16 protein-coding genes are annotated in these 20,137 nt (G+C 63.4%); 11 read left to right on the top strand and 5 right to left on the bottom strand.

Annotation, left to right across the window (positions count from 1 at the left end):
- Window positions 1-139: 139 nt before the first annotated feature.
- Window positions 140-640 (bottom strand): Lrp/AsnC family transcriptional regulator, encoded by a 501-nt coding sequence (locus tag ABLV49_RS19575; RefSeq protein ID WP_349279095.1) that lies wholly within the window; start codon window positions 638-640, stop codon window positions 140-142.
- 184 nt (window positions 641-824) lie between these two features.
- Between ABLV49_RS19575 and ABLV49_RS19570 the strand changes: the two genes are divergently transcribed.
- The 5 genes from ABLV49_RS19570 (at window position 825) to ABLV49_RS19550 (ending at window position 10,386) form a co-directional block, all read left to right on the top strand.
- Window positions 825-4,445, top strand: a complete 3,621-nt coding sequence (locus ABLV49_RS19570) for an indolepyruvate ferredoxin oxidoreductase family protein (protein WP_349279093.1) — start codon at window positions 825-827, stop codon at window positions 4,443-4,445.
- Between the two features lie 195 nt (window positions 4,446-4,640).
- Window positions 4,641-4,985: a preprotein translocase subunit YajC gene (yajC, locus tag ABLV49_RS19565; RefSeq protein WP_041377480.1), complete on the top strand. Its 345-nt coding sequence runs from the start codon at window positions 4,641-4,643 to the stop codon at window positions 4,983-4,985.
- 90 nt (window positions 4,986-5,075) lie between these two features.
- Window positions 5,076-6,953 (top strand): protein translocase subunit SecD, encoded by a 1,878-nt coding sequence (secD, locus tag ABLV49_RS19560; RefSeq protein WP_349279091.1) that lies wholly within the window; start codon window positions 5,076-5,078, stop codon window positions 6,951-6,953.
- A 38-nt stretch (window positions 6,954-6,991) separates the two neighbouring features.
- Window positions 6,992-7,945: a protein translocase subunit SecF gene (gene secF / locus ABLV49_RS19555; RefSeq protein ID WP_349279090.1), complete on the top strand. Its 954-nt coding sequence runs from the start codon at window positions 6,992-6,994 to the stop codon at window positions 7,943-7,945.
- Between the two features lie 104 nt (window positions 7,946-8,049).
- Window positions 8,050-10,386: a DUF1631 family protein gene (locus tag ABLV49_RS19550; RefSeq protein ID WP_349281817.1), complete on the top strand. Its 2,337-nt coding sequence runs from the start codon at window positions 8,050-8,052 to the stop codon at window positions 10,384-10,386.
- A gap of 27 nt (window positions 10,387-10,413) precedes the next feature.
- On the opposite strand, the gene ABLV49_RS19545 is transcribed toward ABLV49_RS19550, so the two are convergent.
- The 3 genes from ABLV49_RS19545 to ABLV49_RS19535 all read right to left on the bottom strand — a co-directional run bounded on the left by ABLV49_RS19545 (window position 10,414) and on the right by ABLV49_RS19535 (window position 13,428).
- The gene (locus tag ABLV49_RS19545) at window positions 10,414-10,929 is read right to left on the bottom strand and encodes a DUF494 domain-containing protein (protein WP_349279088.1); all 516 of its coding nucleotides are present in this window, start codon (window positions 10,927-10,929) and stop codon (window positions 10,414-10,416) included.
- A gap of 24 nt (window positions 10,930-10,953) precedes the next feature.
- The gene (gene dprA, locus ABLV49_RS19540) at window positions 10,954-12,105 is read right to left on the bottom strand and encodes a DNA-processing protein DprA (protein WP_349279086.1); all 1,152 of its coding nucleotides are present in this window, start codon (window positions 12,103-12,105) and stop codon (window positions 10,954-10,956) included.
- A gap of 90 nt (window positions 12,106-12,195) precedes the next feature.
- Window positions 12,196-13,428, bottom strand: coding sequence for a LysM peptidoglycan-binding domain-containing protein (locus ABLV49_RS19535; protein WP_349279084.1), 1,233 nt, complete (start codon window positions 13,426-13,428; stop codon window positions 12,196-12,198).
- A 199-nt stretch (window positions 13,429-13,627) separates the two neighbouring features.
- Between ABLV49_RS19535 and def the strand changes: the two genes are divergently transcribed.
- The 6 genes from def to pyk all read left to right on the top strand — a co-directional run bounded on the left by def (window position 13,628) and on the right by pyk (window position 19,337).
- Window positions 13,628-14,149: a peptide deformylase gene (gene def / locus ABLV49_RS19530; RefSeq protein WP_349279083.1), complete on the top strand. Its 522-nt coding sequence runs from the start codon at window positions 13,628-13,630 to the stop codon at window positions 14,147-14,149.
- A gap of 67 nt (window positions 14,150-14,216) precedes the next feature.
- Window positions 14,217-15,179 carry a methionyl-tRNA formyltransferase gene (fmt, locus tag ABLV49_RS19525; RefSeq protein WP_349279081.1) on the top strand — a complete coding sequence of 321 codons (963 nt, stop codon included), beginning with the start codon at window positions 14,217-14,219 and terminating at the stop codon, window positions 15,177-15,179.
- A 6-nt stretch (window positions 15,180-15,185) separates the two neighbouring features.
- The gene (locus ABLV49_RS19520) at window positions 15,186-15,956 is read left to right on the top strand and encodes an AzlC family ABC transporter permease (protein WP_415838071.1); all 771 of its coding nucleotides are present in this window, start codon (window positions 15,186-15,188) and stop codon (window positions 15,954-15,956) included.
- Complete coding sequence (locus ABLV49_RS19515; protein ID WP_349279079.1) at window positions 15,953-16,288, top strand: AzlD domain-containing protein; 336 nt, start codon at window positions 15,953-15,955, stop codon at window positions 16,286-16,288. The genes ABLV49_RS19520 and ABLV49_RS19515 overlap by 4 nt, the downstream gene beginning before the upstream one ends.
- 228 nt (window positions 16,289-16,516) lie before the next feature.
- Window positions 16,517-17,710, top strand: a complete 1,194-nt coding sequence (locus tag ABLV49_RS19510; RefSeq protein WP_349279077.1) for a phosphoglycerate kinase — start codon at window positions 16,517-16,519, stop codon at window positions 17,708-17,710.
- Between the two features lie 193 nt (window positions 17,711-17,903).
- Window positions 17,904-19,337, top strand: coding sequence for a pyruvate kinase (gene pyk / locus ABLV49_RS19505; protein WP_349279075.1), 1,434 nt, complete (start codon window positions 17,904-17,906; stop codon window positions 19,335-19,337).
- A 32-nt stretch (window positions 19,338-19,369) separates the two neighbouring features.
- On the opposite strand, the gene ABLV49_RS19500 is transcribed toward pyk, so the two are convergent.
- Window positions 19,370-20,131 carry a phosphatase PAP2 family protein gene (locus ABLV49_RS19500; RefSeq protein ID WP_415838073.1) on the bottom strand — a complete coding sequence of 254 codons (762 nt, stop codon included), beginning with the start codon at window positions 20,129-20,131 and terminating at the stop codon, window positions 19,370-19,372.
- Between the last annotated feature and the right edge of the window lie 6 nt (window positions 20,132-20,137).

The following is a 20,137-nucleotide window of genomic DNA, read 5'->3' as shown; positions in this document are numbered from 1 at the left end:
CGCTTGACGGGCGCTGAAGAACAAGAAAATCAATCCCGGCCCAGCCGGTTGCCCGGCCTTCTGCGGAGGCCGGGTTTTTTGTTTTTATATGCTATCTAATTAATAGCTGCTTGCGCACGTCCAGCATGCGAAAACGCCATTATTTGCTTAAATTTCCGGCTAAAGACGGCAGCAAGTGCCCGAGCGGCAGCGCGCCGCCTGCCTTGACCTCGCCGAGCGAAAAGCTGGTGTGCAAGTCCTTGACGTTGGGCAGGTTGATCAGCACGTCGCGGGCGAACTGGCTGAAGGTGTTTAGGTCGCGGCTGACCACCTGCAGCTCGAAGGTTCCGGTGCCGCTGATGTAGTGGCAGCTGACGACCTCGGGAATCTTGCGGATGGCTTCCTCCAGCGTTTGCAGCACGTCGCCGGTGTTGCGGGCTGCGTCAAGCCGCACGAAGGCCAGCACGCCCAGGCCGATCTTGTGCCGGTTGATCTCGGCCCGGTAGCCGGTGATGAAGCCGGCTTCCTCCAGCGCCCGCACGCGCCGCCAGCACGGCGCGGCCGACAAACCCACGCGCGACGCCAGTTCGGTGTTGGTGAGCCGCGCCTCGCGTTGCAACTCGTTCAGGATGGCGATGTCAAACTTGTCCAATGTTTCCATTTTTCGTATTTTGCAGCAACAATCTTTCGCCAGGCAGCCTAAATCGGGCAAAAAAAGCAAAGACATATCCGCACGCGGGACATACACTTTTGCCTAAAGTGAAGGCGTTGGCCCCGACCGGGCCTGACGCTTGTGAAACCCCTGCCCACAAGGCGGGAATGACGACAATTCTGGAGACAACCCCATGAACGCCCCCTTGCCCGAGCACATCCGCAAAGCGCTGGAAACCGTCACGCTGGACGACAAATACTCCATCGACCATGGCCGCGCCTTCATGAGCGGCGTGCAGGCGCTGGTCCGGCTGCCGATGCTCCAGCGCACGCGCGACGCCATCGCCGGCCTGAACACCGCCGGCTTCATCAGCGGCTACCGGGGCTCGCCGCTGGGCGGCTACGACCAGGCGCTGTGGGCGGCCAGGAAGCACCTGGAGGCGCAAAACATCGTCTTCAAGCCCGGCGTGAACGAGGAACTCGGCGCCACCGCCGTCTGGGGAACGCAGCAGCTCGACCTGTACCCGCAGACCAACAAGTTCGACGGCGTGTTCGGCATCTGGTACGGCAAGGGTCCGGGCGTGGACCGCTGCTCGGACGTGTTCAAGCATGCCAACATGGCGGGCACGGCCAAACACGGCGGCGTGATCGCCATCGCCGGCGACGACCATGTGAGCAAAAGCTCGACCGCGCCGCACCAGAGCGACCACATCTTCAAGGCCTGCGGCTTGCCGGTGTTCTTTCCGTCGAGCGTGCAGGAAATCCTCGACATGGGGCTGCATGCTTTTGCGATGAGCCGCTTTTCGGGTGTCTGGTCGGGCATGAAGACGATCCAGGAAGTGGTCGAGTCGTCGAGTTCGGTGTCGGTCGATCCGGACCGGGTGAAAATCATCATGCCGGAGGATTTCCAGATGCCGCCGGGCGGCCTGCACATCCGCTGGCCCGATGCGCCGCTGGAGCAGGAAGCGCGGCTGATGGACTACAAGTGGTATGCCGCGCTGGCTTACGTGCGCGCCAACAAGCTCAACTACAACGTGATTGCTTCGGCGAACGACCGCTTCGGCATCATCGCCAGCGGCAAGGCCTTCAACGACACGCGCCAGGCCTTGAATGACCTGGGCCTGGACGAGGACACCTGCCACCAACTCGGCATCCGGCTGCACAAGGTCAATGTGGTCTGGCCGCTCGAAGCCACCATCACCCGCGATTTCGCGCAGGGCCTGCAGGAAATCCTGGTGGTCGAGGAAAAGCGCCAGGTCATCGAATACCAGATCAAGGAAGAACTCTACAACTGGCGCGCCGACGTGCGGCCCAATGTGCTCGGCAAGTTCGACGAGCCCGAGGGCGACCAGTCGGGCGGGGAATGGAGCCGTCCCAACCCGAGCGAGAACTGGCTGTTGCGGGCGAAAGCCGACCTGACGCCGGCCATCATCGCCAAGGCGATTGCCAAGCGCCTGACCAAGCTGGGCGTGCCGTCCGACATCGTGGCGCGCATGCAGGCCCGGTTGGCGGTGATCGACGCTAGAGAACGCGCGCTGGTCGAAACCAAGCTAGAGACCGGCGAGCGCGCGCCGTGGTTTTGCAGCGGCTGCCCGCACAACACCAGCACCCGCGTGCCCGAGGGTTCGCGCGCGGTGGCCGGCATCGGCTGCCATTACATGGCGACCTGGATGGACCGCTCGACCTCGACCTTCACCCAGATGGGCGGCGAGGGCGTGCCGTGGGTCGGGCAGTCGGCGTTCACCACCGAGCCGCACATCTTCGCCAACCTGGGCGACGGCACTTACTTTCACAGCGGCCTGCTGGCGATCCGCCAGAGCATTGCCAGCGGCGTCAACATCACCTACAAGATTCTCTACAACGACGCGGTCGCGATGACCGGCGGCCAGCAGGTCGGCGAGCGGCCCGAGGGCCATTCGGTCGCGCAGATTGCCCATAGCCTGCGCGCCGAGGGCGTGGCCCGGCTGGTCGTGGTCACCGACGAGCCCGAAAAATACCATGGCCGCACGCATACGCTGGACAGCAGCGCTGCGCGCGCCGGCCACGCCGAGTTGATCAACGACCTACCGCCGGGCATTGAGGTCTTCCACCGCGATGAACTGGACCGCATCCAGCGCGAATTCCGTGAACTCAAGGGAACGACGATCATCATCTACGACCAGACCTGCGCGACTGAAAAGCGCCGCCGCCGCAAGCGCGGCACCTTGGCGGACCCGGCCAAGCGCGTGGTCATCAACGAGCTGGTCTGCGAAGGCTGCGGCGACTGCTCGGTGCAGTCCAACTGCCTGTCGGTCGAGCCGCTGGAAACCGAGTTCGGCCGCAAGCGCCAGATCAACCAGAACACCTGCAACAAGGATTACTCCTGCCTCAAGGGCTTTTGCCCGAGCTTCGTGACGGTCGAAGGCGGCCAGCTCAAGAAGCCGAAGAAAGAGAAAAAAGGCGACCTGGCCAGCCTGCCGGCGATTCCCGAACCTAGGCTGCCGGTGGCCGAAAGCGCCTGGGGCATCGTCGTCGGCGGCGTCGGCGGCACCGGCGTCATCACCATCGGCCAGCTGCTGGGAATGGCCGCCCACCTTGAAGGCAAGGGCGTGGTCACGCAGGACGCGGGCGGGCTGGCGCAAAAGGGCGGCGCGACCTGGAGCCATATCCAGATTGCCAACCGGCCGGAAGCCATCTACACCACCAAGGTCGATACCGCGAAAGCCGACCTGGTGATCGGCTGCGACCCCATCGTGACCGCCAATGCGTACACGCTGGCAACCATGCAGCCGGGCCGCACCTTCGTGGCGATGAACTCGCACGGCGCGCCGACGGCGGCCTTCGTGACCAATCCCGACTGGCAGTTTCCGGGCGGCAACTGCGAAAGCGCGGTGCGTTCGGCTGTCGGCGCGGAGGGCATGGCCAGCTTCGATGCCGAGCAGGTCGCGGTGCAGCTGATTGGCGACTCGATCTACACCAACCCGCTGATGCTGGGCTTTGCCTGGCAAAAAGGCCGGGTGCCGCTGTCACATGCCGCGCTGATGCGGGCGATTGAACTCAACGCCGTGCAGGTTGACAACAACAAGGCGGCGTTTGAATGGGGCCGTCGCTGCGCGCATGACCTGCTGGCGGTTCAGTCGCTGTTCAAGGCCGCGCAGGTGATCCAGTTTGTCAAGAAGCCGTCGCTGACCGAGATGCTGAACAAGCGCGTGGCCTTCCTGACGGCCTACCAGAATGCGGCCTATGCGCAGACTTACCAGGCTTTCGTGGAAAGGGTTCGCGTTGCGGAAGCGCCGCTGGGCAAAACCACGCTGACCGAGGCGGTCGCCCGCTACCTCTTCAAACTGATGGCCTACAAGGACGAGTACGAAGTGGCCAGGCTGCATACCGACACCGGTTTCCTGAACAAGGTCAACGCCATGTTCGAGGGCGACTTCAAGCTCAACTACCACCTGGCGCCGCCGCTGATCGCGACCAAAAACGACAAGGGAGAGTTGCAAAAGCAGCAGTTCGGTCCCTGGATGCTGACCGGCTTCAGGCTGCTGGCCAAGCTCAAGGGCTTGCGCGGCACGCCCTTCGATGTGTTTGGCCGCACCGACGAGCGCCGGGAAGAGCGTGCGCTGATTGCCGAGTACCGGGCGAGCGTCGAAGAAGTGCTGGCTGGCCTCACGCTTGAAAATCATGCCGCAGCCGTGGAAATTGCCCGGATTCCCGAGTTGATCAAAGGCTATGGCCACGTCAAGGCGCGCCATCTGGCCACTGCCCGGCCGCAATGGGCGGCACTGATGCAGGCCTTCCGCCAGCCCGTCGCCCTCCAGAAGAAACAGGCCGCCTGAGCCTGGAGGGATGGGCTCATGGCTTGCGGGCTGGCGCTTTTGGCCGGCTGGCCGCAAGCCGCTGGAAAATAGCCGTATGCGCGCCGGTTGAATTCAAGGCGCGCGCGCCTGACGCATACAATCCACCAGTTCATGCTCCGGCCTTCACGGCCTGAGCGTTTGTCAGTGTTTCCCTCAATAATTGTGGAGTCAGCCGTGTTTATTTCCTCAGCCTTTGCCCAAACTGCCCCCGCTGCCGCAGCCGGCGGCAGTGACATGATGTCCACCCTGACCGGCATGCTGCCGCTGGTGCTGATGTTCGTGGTGCTGTATTTCGTGATGATCCGCCCACAGATGAGGAAGCAAAAAGAACACCGCACCATGATCGAGGCGCTGGCCAAGGGTGACGAAGTCGCGACTGCCGGCGGCCTGCTGGGCAAGGTCATCCGCCTGGGTGAGGGTTACCTGACGCTGGAAATTTCCCCTGGCGTTGAAGTGCAGCTGCAGCGCAGCGCCATTGTCCAGGTGTTGCCCAAGGGCGCCATCAACAGCGCCAAATAAGGCACACTTCAATAACAACGGTCCAGCCGGGTGCGCCTGGACAACTCAGGCCCGCTCTTTGTCTATCCGTTCATCAGGAACAAATCTCTCATGAATCGTTATCCGGCCTGGAAGTACGCCCTTATCGTGGTCGTGCTGCTGATCGCAGCCCTGTACACGCTGCCCAATTTCTTTGGCGAAGCCCCCGCAGTGCAGGTCTCCAGCAGCAAGTCCACCGTCAAGGTGGACACGACGACGCTGGCCAGGGTTGAGCAGGCGCTGAAAGAGGCCAACATATCGGCCGATGGCATCACGCTGGAAGCGGGCTCCATCAAGGCGCGCTTTGGTGATGTCGATACCCAGGGCAAGGCCAAGGACGCCATCCAGAAGGCGCTGACGCCCGATGCCGCCGATCCGGCCTATGTGGTCGCGCTCAATCTGCTGTCGCGCTCGCCCGCCTGGCTGACCTCGCTGAACGCCAACCCGATGTACCTGGGACTCGATTTGCGCGGCGGCGTGCATTTCATGCTGCAGGTGGACATGCAGGCGGCGCTCACCAAGCGCGCCGAATCGCTGGCTGGCGACATTCGCCTGTCGCTGCGCGAAAAGAACATCCGGCACGGCGGCATCGCCCGCAATGGCCAGGCCATCGAAATCCGGTTCCGTGATTCCGCCACGCTGACATCGGCCAAAAACCTGATCCAGGACCAGATTCCCGATCTGCAGATGGTCGAAGCGCCGGACGGGACCGAGTACAAACTGACTGCCACTATCAAGCCCGAGGCCGCCCGCCGTATCCAGGACCAGGCGCTCAAGCAGAACATGGTGACGCTGCACAACCGCATCAACGAACTCGGCGTGGCCGAGCCGGTGATCCAGCAGCAGGGCATAGACCGCATCGTGGTGCAACTGCCCGGCGTTCAGGACACCGCCAAGGCCAAGGACATTCTGGGACGCACCGCCACGCTGGAAATGCGCCTGGTCGAGGACAGCGCCGAAGCCCGAGCCGCCGAGAGCGGCAGCGGCCCGGTGCCTTTTGGCTCGGAGCGCTTTTTCGAGCGCAATGGCCAGGCGGTGATTGTCAAGAAGCAGGTCATCCTGACCGGCGAAAACCTGACCGATGCCCAGCCGGGCTTTGATTCGCAGAACCAGCAGCCCAAGGTCGATTTGACGGTCGATGCTAAGGGCGGCCGCATCATGCGCGACACCAGCCGCGAAAACCTCAAAAAGCGCATGGCGATCCTGCTGTTTGAAAAAGGCAAGGGCGAAGTGCTGACCGCGCCGGTCATCCAGGGCGAACTGGGCAACCGCTTCCAGATTTCCGGCTCCATGAGCGTCAATGAAGCCAGCGATCTGGCGCTGCTGCTGCGCGCTGGCTCCCTGGCCGCGCCGATGGACATCATCGAAGAGCGCACGATTGGCCCGACGCTGGGCGCCGAGAACATCACCAAGGGCTTTCACAGCGTGTCCTGGGGCTTTGCGGTGATCGTGGTCTTCATGGCGACTTACTACATGCTGTTCGGCCTGTTTTCGGGCATTGCGCTGGCGGTCAACCTGCTGCTGCTGGTGGCCGTGCTGTCCATGCTGCAGGCCACCCTGACCCTGCCGGGCATGGCGGCGATGGCGCTGGCACTCGGCATGGCGATTGACTCCAACGTGCTGATCAATGAACGCATCCGCGAGGAACTGCGCAACGGCGCCTCGCCGCAGGCTGCCATTCATGCCGGCTATGAGCGCGCCTGGGCGACGATCCTGGACTCGAACATCTCGACGCTGATTGCCGGCCTGGCCTTGCTCGCCTTTGGTTCCGGGCCGGTTCGCGGTTTTGCCGTGGTGCACTGCATCGGTATTCTGACCAGCATGTTCTCTGCGGTGTTTTTCTCGCGCGGTCTGGTCAACCTCTGGTATGGCCGGCAGAAAAAGCTCAAGACCGTGTCGATTGGCACGGTATGGCGTCCGCCTTCAGAAGGTGGACTCGCCAAGTCATGACCGCCTCTTTTTCCTGAGCCGCTTTCCAAGGATCCCAGATGGAATTTTTCAAAATCCGGCGTGATATTCCGTTCATGCGGCACGCGCTGGTCTTCAACATCGTCAGTTTCGTCACCTTCGCGCTGGCGGTGTTTTTCCTGTTCTCGCGCGGGCTGCACCTGTCGGTCGAATTCACCGGCGGCACCCTGATGGAGGTGAACTACACCCAGGCCGCTGATGTTGGCAAGATCCGCGACACCGTGGCCAGGCTGGGCCTGAACGATGTCCAGGTACAGAATTTCGGCACCTCGCGCGACGTGATGATCCGCCTGCCGGCGCAAAAGGGCGTCAGCACCGCGCAGCAGAGCGACACCGTGATGGCCGCGCTGAAAGCCGCCAGTCCCGACGTGACGCTGCGCCGCACCGAGTTCGTCGGCCCGCAGGTGGGCGAAGAGCTGGCCCAGGACGGCCTCAAGGCGCTGGCCATGGTGGTGTTCGGCATCATGGTCTATCTGGCGTTTCGTTTCGAGTGGAAATATGCGGTCGCGGCGATCATCGCCAACTTGCATGACGTGATCATCATTCTTGGATTTTTCGCCTTTTTCCAGTGGGAATTTTCGCTGGCGGTGCTGGCTGCCGTGCTGGCGGTGCTGGGTTATTCGGTCAACGAATCGGTGGTGATCTTTGACCGGATTCGCGAGAACTTCCGCCGTTACCGCAAGATGAACACGGAGGAGATCATCAACAACGCGATCACTTCCACCATCAGCCGAACCATCATCACCCACGGCTCGACCCAGATCATGGTGCTGTCGATGCTGCTGTTCGGCGGCCCGACGCTGTTTTACTTTGCGCTGGCGCTGACCATCGGCATTTTGTTCGGCATCTATTCCTCGGTGTTTGTCGCCGCTGCGATTGCGATGTGGCTGGGCATCAAGCGTGAAGACCTGATCAAGGGACCGGCGAAAAAAGACGAAGACCCCAACGATCCGAACGCAGGCGCCACGGTCTAGCTGTCTCCAACCCATCGCTCACGTCAGCCGTGCCTTCCCGTAACTCCAGGCAAAACCCCCTTGCGGGACAGGCTCGTGCCCTGTTTTTGGAGCGTGCTGTCCGCATGCTGCCCGGGCTGGCCAAAACCATCGGCGATACCCTGGCCGAACTGGCTTCGCGTCCGGGCAATGCCCGCGAAATGCAGGATCTGCGCGATGCCCTGCTGGCTTACCAGAAAAACAGTTCAGCCTGGGTCCAGGGCACGCTCAGGGCCTGGAGCAAAACAGCGCCGCCACCTGCCACGACTTCAACCCCCGCACTGTCTGACCTGGGCAAAATGGAACTGGTCGGCAACGAGGCGGTAGAGGACCGGATTCTTGCTTCCCGCCTGGCGCTGCGCCTGCTCGATTTCGCGAGTTGGGAACTCAATGACCTGCGCCTGCGTATCCAGAGCCTGGAAGGCCTGCCCGAATTGAGCCGGCAGGACATCTTCCGGCCCGAAGTGATTGCGCAAGACCTGGTCGAACAGTGGAAGCGCGCGCCCTTGCCTCAGTCGGTATGGCTGCTGGTTCAGGACATTGTCCATAAAGGCATGGCCGCCCAGATGCTGGAGATTTACCACGCGACCAATGAATTTCTGATCAGTAATGGCGTGATGGCGGAAATCGATCTGCGGCCCTTGGTCAGGCGAACCCCTTCCGCCGTGAATACTGGCAGGCCCGCCAGCCCTCCTGATAGCGTTGAAAATCCGGCGGAAAAAACGGATGCAAATGCTGGTATGGCAAGCAGTCCCAATGCCCTGGGAACGAGAAACATTTCAGGTGCTGAAGGCGGCACCAGCACTACGGCTGTGGCTGGCAGTGGTGAGCCCGGCCCTGGTCAGACGCCGGCGCGCAGTTGGTGGTCGGGCAATGCGGCCCAGGATGACGCGCGCATGCAAACCGCGACTACCCCGCTGGCCCGTGTGCGGATGCGGGCTCAGGGTGTGATGGGGCGTCTGAAGCAGTTGCTGACCAGCCGTGTAGAGGGTTTTGACGCGGCCAAAATCCAGCAGGCGTCGCCCCGGCTGGAGCAAGCCATCAGCCGCTTGCAGCAGCGGGCTGAAGAAGAGGAGAGTGCAGAGCGCTCGGGGCCGGCCGAGGAATTTGACCTGGCGCACGCTCAAACCCAGGTTGACCAGGCCATGCAGGGGCTGCGCCAGCGCACCAGCGTGCTCAAGCAGGCGGCGTCCACTTCCGCGGAAAAAGCCACCATCGAAATCGTCGCCCTGATGTTCCAGAGCATCCTGGCCGAAGACCGCATTCCGCCCCAGATCCGGGTCTGGTTTGCGCGGCTGCAGATGCCGGTGCTCAGGGTTGCGATTGCCGAACCCGAGTTTTTCGGCTCCCTGCAGCACCCGGCACGCCAGTTGATTGACCGCATGGGTTCCTGCGCGCTGGGCTTTGATGTCACGGTGGCGGGCAATGTGCTGGAATCGGAAATCAGGCGGGTCGTGCAGGTGATCGAGCAGTATCCCGAAACCGGACGCCGGGTGTTTCAGCTGGTGTATGAGGAGTTTGACAAGTTCCTGTCCCGCTTTTTTGCCGAGCAGGGCAGCGTTGCACGGGCGGTCAGCCTGGCACAGCAGCTTGAGCAAAAGGAAACCATGACCATTCAGTACACCATCGAGATGCGGACGATGCTGAATGACATGTCGGTACGCGACGAGATACGGGAGTTCCTGTTCAGGATATGGGCTGAGGTGCTGGCCCTTACCGCGATGAAGAATGGTCCGCAGCATGCGCAGACCCTGCTGCTCAAGCAGGCTGCGGCCGATCTGGTCTGGTCGGCCAGTGCCAAGCCCAACCGCATCGACCGGACGCGCGTCATCGCCGCACTTCCCAGGCAGTTGCAACTGTTGCGGCAGGGCATGACCCTGCTGGGCCTGGATCTGCCGGCGCAGGATGCGCAACTGAAAATCATCAGTGACACGCTGGCCGATGCCTTCATGTCAAAAACTGCTGTCATTCCCCTCGAAAAAATCGAGGCCATGGCCAGGCGGCTGACCAATCTTGAAGATTATTTGTCCGAGCAGGATGTCGGCGACTTTCCGCTGGATGCCGACAGCCTGGTCACGATGATCGGGATCGATGCGGCCAATATCGAGGTGATTGGCGACGGCGGCAGCCAGCCGACGGACGCCATGTGCGCCTGGGCCAGGGAACTGCAGCCCGGCAGCTGGTACAACCTGGACCACAACGGAAAAGTCAGCCATGTGCAGTTTGCCTGGTGCAGCGAGCGCAAGCAACTTCATCTGTTTGCCGCTGCCGACGGCCGCAGTTTCCTGATCCAGATGCGCCGGTTGGCAGCCTACCTGCAGGCCGGCCTCTTGGTGCCGACGGAAGAAGAAACGCTGACGGTGCGCGCCACCCGCGATGCGCTGGCCAAGCTGGATGCCAATCCGGAGCGTTTGCTGGGCTAGCTGCTGAAGCAGCAGCAGCCCGGTCGTTCAGTGCGCCAGACGGCCTTCGGTGTCGTCGCACAGCTCATCGAGCACCAGCGCTTCAGGCTCTTCGCCAAAGCTCCAGTAAACCATGAGCACGATGATTTTCAGGTCGTCCAGCGAGACTGGATCGCCGGGCGCGGCCATCGCGCGGTCAAGCACGATTTCGCGCATGTAGGGCGGCAGCACGCCGGAGGCTTCGAGAAAGCACACGAATCCCAGGCTTTGCGCGCCCAGATGTTCCTGCTCGGCCACCGAATAGATGCGCAGGCTGTGGCTTGACTGCGCCAGCATGCGGGGATGCGCGCTGGCGGGATCAGCGGAATCGGGGTTTGATTCATCGGGCAGGCTGATCTGTGTGCCTTTGGCTGCAACATTCAGCCCTTCAAGCCAGATCAGCGCCTGCTGGATTTCTTCGGCTTCAAATCCTGCTGCAATGAGTTTGCGCCCCAGCCGGTCAAATTCAGGGCAGGCCGCGCCTTGCCAGTAATTTTCGTAAACATAGACCAGAACTTCAAACATGCATTCAATATAACGCAGATAAGCTCAGCCCGCCGCCATGCGCTGAAACAGTCCTCCGGGCAGGCGCGCGACCTGCCCGTCGAGTTCAAGCTCCAGCAATTGCGCCTGCAGATGGGCGGTATCCAGGCCGGTGCGTGCCTGCAGCGCATCCAGGCTGACCGCATCGAATCCCAGCGCCGCCAGAAGCGGGTCTTCAGCGCAAGGAACGGGCGCCTCGCCCTCGTCAGCCTCCGCTGGCGCCTGCAAGACCTCAGTCGCCGGGGCTGAGCCGGCAGGCACGAGCCTGAGTTCTTCCAGCACATCCTGCGCCACTTCCACCAGCTTGGCGCCCTGCTTGATCAAGGCATGGCAGCCGCGCGACTGGGGCGAATGGATGGAGCCGGGAATGGCAAACACTTCCTTGCCCTGCTCGGCGGCCAGGCGGGCGGTGATCAGCGAGCCCGACTGCAGCGCCGCCTCGACCACCAGCGTTCCCCGGCTCAGGCCCGAAATGATGCGGTTGCGCTTGGGAAAATTGGCCGTCAGCGGCGGCGTTCCGAGCGGAAATTCGCTGATGATCATGCCCTGCCGGGCAATGCGGTGTGCCAGGGCCAGGTGTTTTTTGGGATAGACCCGGTCCAGCCCGGTGCCGACCACCGCAATCGTCTCGCCGCCGCCCAGCATCGCGCCATCATGCGCCGCGCCGTCGATGCCCAGCGCCAGTCCCGACACCACGCAGATGCCGGCGCTGCCGAACGCCCTGGCAAACTGCCGGGCATTGCTTTCACCTTGCGGTGTTGGATTGCGGCTGCCGACGATGGCCAGGCTGTTTGCTATTGTTTTGGTAGCTGTATCAGCATGTCTGGAAAGCGTGCCCAGCATATAAAGCATCAAGGGCGGGTCTTCGATGTCGAGCAGGGCCGCCGGGTAAGCCGCGTCGCCGAGCACGGCGATGCGCCGGTCGTCCCCGGCTTGCAGCCAGTCCAGCGTGGTCTGCAGTTGGGCCGCCAGGCTGGGCGGCTCGCTGCGCAGGGCGCTGGCCAGCTTGTCGGAGCCGAGTTTTTGCAGGGTCGCGCTGCTTTGTTCAAAAATGGCCTGCGCCGACCCGAAGGCCGTCAGCAGCTTGCGCGCCGTGGTGTTGCCCACGCCGGGCGTGAGCGCCAGCCGCAGCCAGGCTTGAAGTTCTTGGGAATCCATAAGGTGAAAAATTCAGGTGGACCCAGAGGGCTGGCGCTTGAGCAGGCATGGCCCGCGCCATTCAATCTCCGGCGCCAGCGCGTGAAAAACTCAGTCCGGGTTGGTGAAGCGGTCGCCGACCTTGACGCCATCGGTGACCTGCATCACCAGCGCATACGACAGGCGGTCAAAGGTGCGAAACACCATCAGCAGGCCATTGCGCTCGTTGGGCAGCTTGATGTCCGGCCGGGCGCTGTCCGTTTTGTCCGTCAGGCGTTCGCCGTCTTTCAGGATGGCCATGACATGACCGCGCTCCAGCCCGTCGCTGGTCCCGCGGTTGATCACCACGATCTGGTTTTCAGAAGCCCAGGCCACGGCATTGCCATACACCGAGACGATCTGCCCGGACATGGGCGACGACGGCGCGCGCGGAACATAGCTGCGCAACTCGCGGGGCGGCTCGGGAATCAGCCGGTCGCCGACCCGCATTTCTTCCTTGGCCGCCACGATATCGATGGTGGCCGGCACGATGTCGATTTGCATCTTGCCGTCTTTGTCGCTGCTCTGGGCCGTGGACTCGCCGCGCACCAGTGCGGCTTTGCCGACGTACTGCGCTTCGTAACCCAGGATTTGCTGGGTGGTCGGGTCCTTGAGCGGCGTGGCGTTGCGAAACACCCGGTAATCCAGCGGCTCGCCTTTCTGGTCGCTCAAGGGCTTGCTGCCTCCGCCTGCGGCATAGGCGCTGAGCACATAGGCCCGGTCGCCCCGGCTGAGCAGCACCCGGCCCTCCTGCGTGGCCACGATGCGCGGTGCCTGTGAAAAGGTCAGCTCGTCAACAATCAGCGGCTCGGACAGGAAGGGCTCGATGGCTTGGGGCGCCAGCGTGGGAATGGAGGTGTCGGCCAGCGACTCGTAGCGGGTGCGCGGAGACACCCGGATGGTGTTCATGGCTGCGCTGCTGCTGTTGTCGCCGCCGCCTGCCCGGCGGGTTCGCAAGGTGGCCCGGCCATTGCTTTTGTCAAGGTAGAGCTGCTGGCCGGGATAGATGCGGTGCGGATTGCGGATGTCCTCCAGGTTCATGCCCCACAGTTCGGGCCAGCGCCACGGACCCTTGAGGAACATGCCCGAAATGGCCCACAGGGTGTCGCCCGGCCTGACGGTGTAGCTGTCAGGCGCATTGGGCGCCAGGTCGGCCACCGGAACTCCGGTCCGGGCCACCTGGGCAGCCGTGGCCTGCTGGCCGGGCGTGACGGGGAAATTTTGCGCCTGTACGCCGGCTGAAGTGGCCAGCAAGGCGGCAGCCGCTATTGAAATATGACTGAAGCGAGCAAAAATAGTAGGCATCTTGAAGCTTGTTTGGGACTGGTGGCGCTTACTTTTTGGTACGGATAAGCGCATTTTGTAGTGTTTGTATCCGGAGAAATTTCCAGCGATTCTGTACTCAAGCCCTTGATTAAGCAATGATTAGGGGATTCTGAGAGGATTGCAGCCTTTAAAAATCGGAAAAAGTGGCGAAAATAGCGACTTCTCCCTCATTCCTGCCATGACTCCACTGACTATTCTCCGTTATCCCGACCCGCGCTTGCATACCGTGGCCAGGTCCGTTGCTGCATTTGATGCGCGCCTGCGCCAATTGGCTGACGCCATGTTCCAGACCATGTATGCGGCCGAAGGCATCGGTCTGGCCGCCACGCAGGTCGATGTGCATGAGCGGCTGGTGGTGATTGACGTCAGCGAAGGCCGCAACCAGCCGCTGGTGCTGATCAACCCCGAAATCGTCTGGGCCAGCGCCGAGACGCGCATCGGCGACGAGGGTTGCCTGTCGGTGCCCGGCATTTACGACGGCGTGGAACGCGCGCTGGCGGTGAAGGTGGAGGCGCTGGACCTGGATGGCCAGAAGCAAATTCACGAGGCCGAAGGCATGCTGGCGGTCTGCATCCAGCATGAAATGGATCACCTGATCGGCAAGGTGTTCGTCGAATACCTGTCGCCCCTGAAGCGCAACCGCATCAAGACCAAGCTGATCAAGCAGAAAAAAGACGAAGAACGCGAGGCCGTGCGCTGATCTGAGGCCAAAGGGCTTTCGCCTGGCCGGTGCCGAACGGCGGGGCGACTCTTTAGAATCACGCCCCATGCGCGTTATTTTTGCCGGTACTCCTGACTTTGCCCGTGTGGCGCTTGCTCAACTGCACAGCGCCGGTTTTGAAATCCCATTGGTTCTGACCCAGCCCGACCGCCCCGCCGGCCGGGGCATGAAGCTGCAGGCCTCCGCCGTCAAGCAGTGGGCCGAGAGCCACGCCATCCCCGTAGCCCAGCCCAGGAGCTTGCGGCTGGACGGCAAATACCCTGAAGACGCCGCTGCCGCCCGCGCCGCCATCGAGGCCGCGCAGGCCGATGTGATGGTGGTCGCTGCCTACGGGCTGATCCTGCCCCAATGGGTGCTCGACATGCCCCGGCTGGGGTGTTTGAACATTCACGCTTCCCTGTTGCCGCGCTGGCGCGGCGCGGCGCCGATTCACCGCGCGATCCAGGCCGGCGACCCGCAGACCGGCGTCACCATCATGCAGATGGACGCGGGGCTGGACACCGGCGACATGCTGCTGGTCGAAAAACTCGCGATTCAAGCCACCGACACCACCGCCACGCTGCACGACAAGCTGGCCGCGCTGGGCGGGCAGATGATCGTGCAGGCGCTGGAACTGGCCGCCGCTGGCCGGCTTGAGCCAGTCCGCCAGCCCGCCGAGGGCGTGACCTATGCCCACAAGATCGAAAAATCCGAAGCGGCGGTGGACTGGACCCAGCCGGTAGCCAGCATTGACCGGCACATCCGCGCCATGACGCCTTTTCCTGGCGCCAGCGCGCAGATCGGGCCGGATACGGTCAAGCTCTGGCACTCTGAAATTGATAGCTGCTTATGCCCGCCAGATATGCGAAAAGGCCTGATTTTGTCTGCAAATACCGACGGCGTGCGGGTGGCGTGCGGCGATGGCGTGCTGAAAATCACCGAGTTGCAGCGCGCCGGCGGCAAGCGCCTGCCGGCCGCCGACTTCCTGCGCGGCTTTGCACTGGCGCCAGGCATGCTGTTCGGAAAGTGAGCCCCGGTGTTCCTGCGCGCTTCCTACTACCGCCATCCTGAATTCCGCCAGGGCGCGCGCGACATGTTCGCGGTGGCGCCGGGTTTTGCCGCCTGGGGGCTGATGACCGGCGTGGCCATGGTCAAGTCGGGCATGAGCGTCATCGAGGCGATCCTGATGACGGTGCTGGTGTATGCCGGCAGCGCGCAGCTGGCCGCCATTCCGCTGCTCGTCGCGGGCGCGCCGGCCTGGGTGATCCTGGCCACTGCCTTTTGTGTCAACCTGCGCTTCGTGGTGTTCAGCGCGCACCTGCGCGCCTACCTGATGCACCTGCCCCGCTGGCAGCGCCTGCTGACCGGGTTCCTGACCACCGACCTGAGCTATGTGCTGTTTGTGCGGCGCTTTCCCGCCCCGAGCGACGAGCCGGACCAGCGCCTGGCGCAGCAGGCCTACCTCGCCGGCAATTGCGGGCTGTGCTGGGTCAACTGGGTCGGCAGCAGCCTGGTCGGTGTGGCGTTGGCCAATCTCATCCCAACCGCCTGGGGACTGGGCTTTGCGGGCATCCTGGCGCTGCTCGGCATCTCTTTTTCGCTGGTCACCACCCGCCTGCGCATCATCGCGGCCGTGGTGGCGGGGGCTGCGGCGGTAGCCACGTTCGCCCTGCCGCTCAAGCTCAATATCCTGGTGGCCATTGCTGCGGCGGTCGCGGTGTGCCTGGTGCTTGAAAGAGCAGGCATGCGCGCGGCGGCGTCGTCTCCTGGGGCCGAGCCCGGCGCCGGTCCTGGAAACACACCGTGAACGAGACCGATCTCTGGAGCGTCGCGACCATCGCCGGCATGGCGCTGGTGACGGTGCTCACCCGCTGCTTTTTTTTCCTGTCGAGCAAACCGTGGACATTGCCGGATCTGGCCAGGCGCGGCCTGGACTATGCGCCGATTGCCGCGCTGGCGGCGGTGATCGTTCCCGAAATCGTCATGACGCAGGGCCACCTCATCAGCACCTGGCAGGATGCCAGGCTGTTCGGGACGGCGGCGGGCGTGGCCTGGTTTTTCTGGCGCCGTGGCGTGATGGGCACCATCGTCAGCGGCATGGCGGTTTACCTGGCATTGCATATGGGGCTGGGCTGGTGAATGTGGCCCCCGCCTCCACGATCGCTCACAACGCGCAAGCTCCCTGCCCCCCGAGGGGGCCGCTGCGCCTGCGGCCCGGGAAAGCCGGTTCCGTGGCCCTGACTGGAAGGGACGGGGCCACGGCCACTCGCTGCATGCAGCTCCCTACCGCCGGGGGCCGCCCCTACAATTCTTCCAGCCAGCCGCCTGCCAGCGGTTTTTTCAACCCTTTGTACTTTGCGAGTCGATATGAATTTCATCCGTTTTTCCGATTTGTGCGCCAGCGGCCAGGTGGCCGGCCAGCGCGTTTTCATCCGCGCCGACTTGAACGTGCCGCAGGACGCCAGCGGCGCCATCACCGAGGACACGCGCATCCGCGCCTCGGTTCCGTGCCTGCAGATGGCGCTCGATGCCGGCGCTGCCGTCATGGTCACGTCGCACCTCGGACGCCCGGTCGAAGGCGAGTTCAAGCCGGCCGATTCGCTGGCCCCGGTTGCCAAACGGCTGGGCGAGCTGATGCAGCGCGATATTCCCGTGGTGAGCAACTGGGTCGATGGCGTGGAAGTCCAGCCCGGCCAGCTGGTGATGCTGGAAAACTGCCGCCTGAACAAGGGCGAGAAGAAAAACAACGAAGCGCTGGCGCGCAAGATGGCCGCGCTGTGCGACATCTTCGTGCATGACGCCTTCGGCACCGCGCACCGGGCCGAAGCCTCGACCTACGGCATCGCGCAATATGCGCCGATTGCCTGCGCCGGCCCGCTGCTGGCCGCCGAGATGGACGCCATCACGGCGGCCTTCGCCCATCCCAAGCGGCCGCTGGTCGCCATCGTCGCGGGCAGCAAGGTATCGACCAAGCTGACCATCCTCAAGGCGCTGGCCGAAAACGTCGACCAGCTGATCGTCGGCGGCGGCATTGCCAACACCTTCATGCTGGCCGCCGGCCTGAACATCGGCAAGAGCCTGGCCGAGCCCGACCTGCTGGCCGAAGCCACGGCCGTGATGGCCGCCATGAAGGCGCGGGGCGCCGAGGTGCCGATTCCGACCGACGTGGTGACCGCCAAGACCTTTGCCGCCGACGCGCCCGCCACGGTCAAGCTCGCTACCCAAGTCGAGGACGACGACCTGATCCTGGACATCGGCCCCGAGACCACCGCCCGGCTGGCCGCGCAGCTCAAGGCGGCCGGAACCATCGTCTGGAACGGCCCGGTCGGCGTGTTCGAGTTCGAGGCTTTCTCGAAGGGCACCGAAGGCATCGCCCGCGCGATTGCCGACTCCAGCGCTTTTTCCATTGCCGGCGGCGGCGACACGCTGGCGGCGATTGCCAAGTACGGCATCGAAAAGCAGGTCGGCTACATCTCCACCGGCGGCGGCGCTTTCCTCGAAGTGCTCGAAGGCAAGACGCTGCCGGCATTTGAAATCCTGCAAAAGCGGGCGGCAGCATAATTTTCATGCTTCTTTTTTCATAGCTAATACTGCCCGAGAAATAAGCGCAAACGGCATTTTTTGCTTGTAAAAAGAGGTGCAGGCCGGATGCTTGATGCCTTGGGTGGATGCCGGCCGGGGCCGCTGTTTGGTAACCAATCCGTAACCAGTTTCATGTAAGAATCGGAAACTAAATTACAAGGAGACATCCCTCATGACGCGTCGCGCCACCAAAATCGTTGCCACCCTCGGTCCTGCTTCCAGCGACCCGGTCCTGCTGGAAAAAATGATACGCGCCGGCGTCAACGTGGTTCGCCTCAACTTCAGCCACGGCAAGGCCCAGGACCACATCAACCTGGCCGCCGTGGTGCGCGAAGTGGCCCAGCGCGCCGGCCGCGAAGTCGCCATCATGGCCGACCTGCAGGGGCCGAAAATCCGCGTCGGCAAGTTCGCCGAAGGCAAGGTCATGCTGGAGCCAGGCGAGAAATTCATCCTCGACGCATCGCGCACCGAGCCGGGCGACATCCGGGGCGTCGGGCTGGACTACAAGGAACTGCCGCGCGATGTCAAGGCCGGCGATGTGCTGCTGCTCAACGACGGCCTGATCGTGCTGACCGTCGATGCGGTGCGCGGCGAGGAAGTCCACACCACCGTCAAGCTCGGCGGCGAGTTGTCCAACAACAAGGGCATCAACAAGCAGGGCGGCGGCCTGACCGCGCCGGCGCTGACCGCCAAGGACATGGAAGACATCAAGACCGCGATGAGCTTCCAGGCCGACTACGTGGCCGTGAGTTTCCCGAAAAACGCCACCGACATGGAAATGGCGCGCCAGCTGTGCAACGTGGCCGCCGCGCCCTACAAGCACAAGCCCGGCCTGATCGCCAAGATCGAGCGCGCCGAGGCGATTCCGAAGCTCGAAGAAATCCTCAAGGTCAGCGACGGCATCATGGTGGCGCGCGGCGACCTGGCGGTCGAGGTCGGCAATGCGGCCGTGCCGGCGCTGCAAAAACGCATGATCAAAATGGCGCGGGCCGCCGACAAGGTGGTCATCACCGCCACCCAGATGATGGAAAGCATGATCCTGAACCCGGTGCCCACGCGCGCCGAGGTCAGCGACGTGGCCAACGCCGTGCTCGACGGCACCGATGCGGTGATGCTCAGCGCCGAAACCGCCGCCGGCCGCTTCCCGCTGGAAACCGTCGAGGAAATGGCCAAGATCTGCGAGGAAGCCGAAAAGGCCGAATACAAGGAACTGGGCGCCGATTTTTCGGGCAAGACCTTTGCGCGCATCGACCAGTCGATTGCCATGGGCGCGCTGTTCACCGCCCACCACCTGGGCGCCAAGGCCATCGTGGCGCTGACCGACAGCGGCTCGACCGCCCTGTGGATGAGCCGCCATGACATCCATGTGCCGATCTATGCGCTGACGCCGCGCCTGGACACCCAGCGCAAGATGGCGATTTACCGCAATGTGCGCCCTATCCTCATGGACAGCAGCGCCGACCGCGACACCGCGCTGGAGCAGGCCGAAAGCCATCTGCTGCGCCTCGATATCGTGCACAGCGGCGATGTCTATGCCATCACCTGTGGCGAGCCGATGGGCGCGCCCGGCGGCACCAACATGCTCAAGATCTGCCGCGTGGCCTGATGGGAGCCGGGCACGCTTGAGCCCGGCCGCATTCACTCCGCTGGCGTCAATGGCGTCAGTGCCGAGAGGCGGGACACCGGGGCTGTCGCATGCGTGCGGCTTCGGGCCATCAGCCGGCTGACCGCCGCGTCAATGCCGGCGGCCACCGTCCAGCACAGCCAGGCGGTCCAGAAGGTGTGGCTCATGTAGTGGGCGCCGCGAACCTGTTGCGCCAGGCCAAAAACCAGCCCGGCCACCATCGCCCCGGCCAGCCAGCGCCTGGCGGTTTTTGGCAGGGCCTGCCTGAAGGCAAAAAATCCGCCGACAAAGGCAAAGCCCGCCGAGGCATGACCTGCCGGGAAGCAGCCGCCGGTTCCACCATCGCGCACGCCCCAGGCCCAGTGCGACACATAAATCGCCGCGCCGCCGAATTCCTGCAAGTCCCAGGGACAGCTGGTGTGGCTGTGCAGCTTGATGGTCGAGACGGCCAGCAGGGCGGCCAGCGTCGTCAGGGCCAGTTGCGCCCGGCGCGCCATGGGCAGTTGCCTGAGGGTGCCGGCGGGCAGGAAAATCCCGATCAGCAGGCCCAGCTCAAGCACCCAGGGCCACAGGCGGATGTCGTCGTGCAGCAGGTTGCGCCATAGCCAGTGGCTCTCCAGCGCAAAGCCGCCGGCGGAACCAAACCAGTGCGCCATGACCAGATCAAGTCCTGAAAAGTCCCAGAGCAGCAAGAGCAAAAAGCTGCCCAGTGTCCAGAATAAAAGGCGCGGCCGTGAGGAGAAGGAGGAGGGTGCAGGAAACAGAAGGTAAGACATGTAGGC

This window comes from Polaromonas hydrogenivorans, assembly GCF_040105105.1.
In the GTDB taxonomy this organism is placed as follows: domain Bacteria; phylum Pseudomonadota; class Gammaproteobacteria; order Burkholderiales; family Burkholderiaceae_C; genus Polaromonas; species Polaromonas hydrogenivorans.
Note: the sequence above shows the minus strand (reverse complement) of the source record. Positions and strands in the feature narration are given on the sequence as shown.

What these genes read in the sequence shown, in the direction of transcription:
- ABLV49_RS19575 (WP_349279095.1), bottom strand. Translation starts at nt 640, where the DNA reads ATGGAAACATTGGACAAGTTTGACATCGCCATCCTGAACGAGTTGCAA.
- ABLV49_RS19550 (WP_349281817.1), top strand. Translation starts at nt 8,050, where the DNA reads ATGCTGCCCGGGCTGGCCAAAACCATCGGCGATACCCTGGCCGAACTG.
- pyk (WP_349279075.1), top strand. Translation starts at nt 17,904, where the DNA reads ATGACGCGTCGCGCCACCAAAATCGTTGCCACCCTCGGTCCTGCTTCC.
- ABLV49_RS19545 (WP_349279088.1), bottom strand. Translation starts at nt 10,929, where the DNA reads ATGTTTGAAGTTCTGGTCTATGTTTACGAAAATTACTGGCAAGGCGCG.
- fmt (WP_349279081.1), top strand. Translation starts at nt 14,217, where the DNA reads ATGCGCGTTATTTTTGCCGGTACTCCTGACTTTGCCCGTGTGGCGCTT.
- ABLV49_RS19535 (WP_349279084.1), bottom strand. Translation starts at nt 13,428, where the DNA reads ATGCCTACTATTTTTGCTCGCTTCAGTCATATTTCAATAGCGGCTGCC.
- ABLV49_RS19510 (WP_349279077.1), top strand. Translation starts at nt 16,517, where the DNA reads ATGAATTTCATCCGTTTTTCCGATTTGTGCGCCAGCGGCCAGGTGGCC.
- ABLV49_RS19570 (WP_349279093.1), top strand. Translation starts at nt 825, where the DNA reads ATGAACGCCCCCTTGCCCGAGCACATCCGCAAAGCGCTGGAAACCGTC.
- def (WP_349279083.1), top strand. Translation starts at nt 13,628, where the DNA reads ATGACTCCACTGACTATTCTCCGTTATCCCGACCCGCGCTTGCATACC.
- dprA (WP_349279086.1), bottom strand. Translation starts at nt 12,105, where the DNA reads ATGGATTCCCAAGAACTTCAAGCCTGGCTGCGGCTGGCGCTCACGCCC.
- ABLV49_RS19500 (WP_415838073.1), bottom strand. Translation starts at nt 20,131, where the DNA reads ATGTCTTACCTTCTGTTTCCTGCACCCTCCTCCTTCTCCTCACGGCCG.
- secD (WP_349279091.1), top strand. Translation starts at nt 5,076, where the DNA reads ATGAATCGTTATCCGGCCTGGAAGTACGCCCTTATCGTGGTCGTGCTG.
- secF (WP_349279090.1), top strand. Translation starts at nt 6,992, where the DNA reads ATGGAATTTTTCAAAATCCGGCGTGATATTCCGTTCATGCGGCACGCG.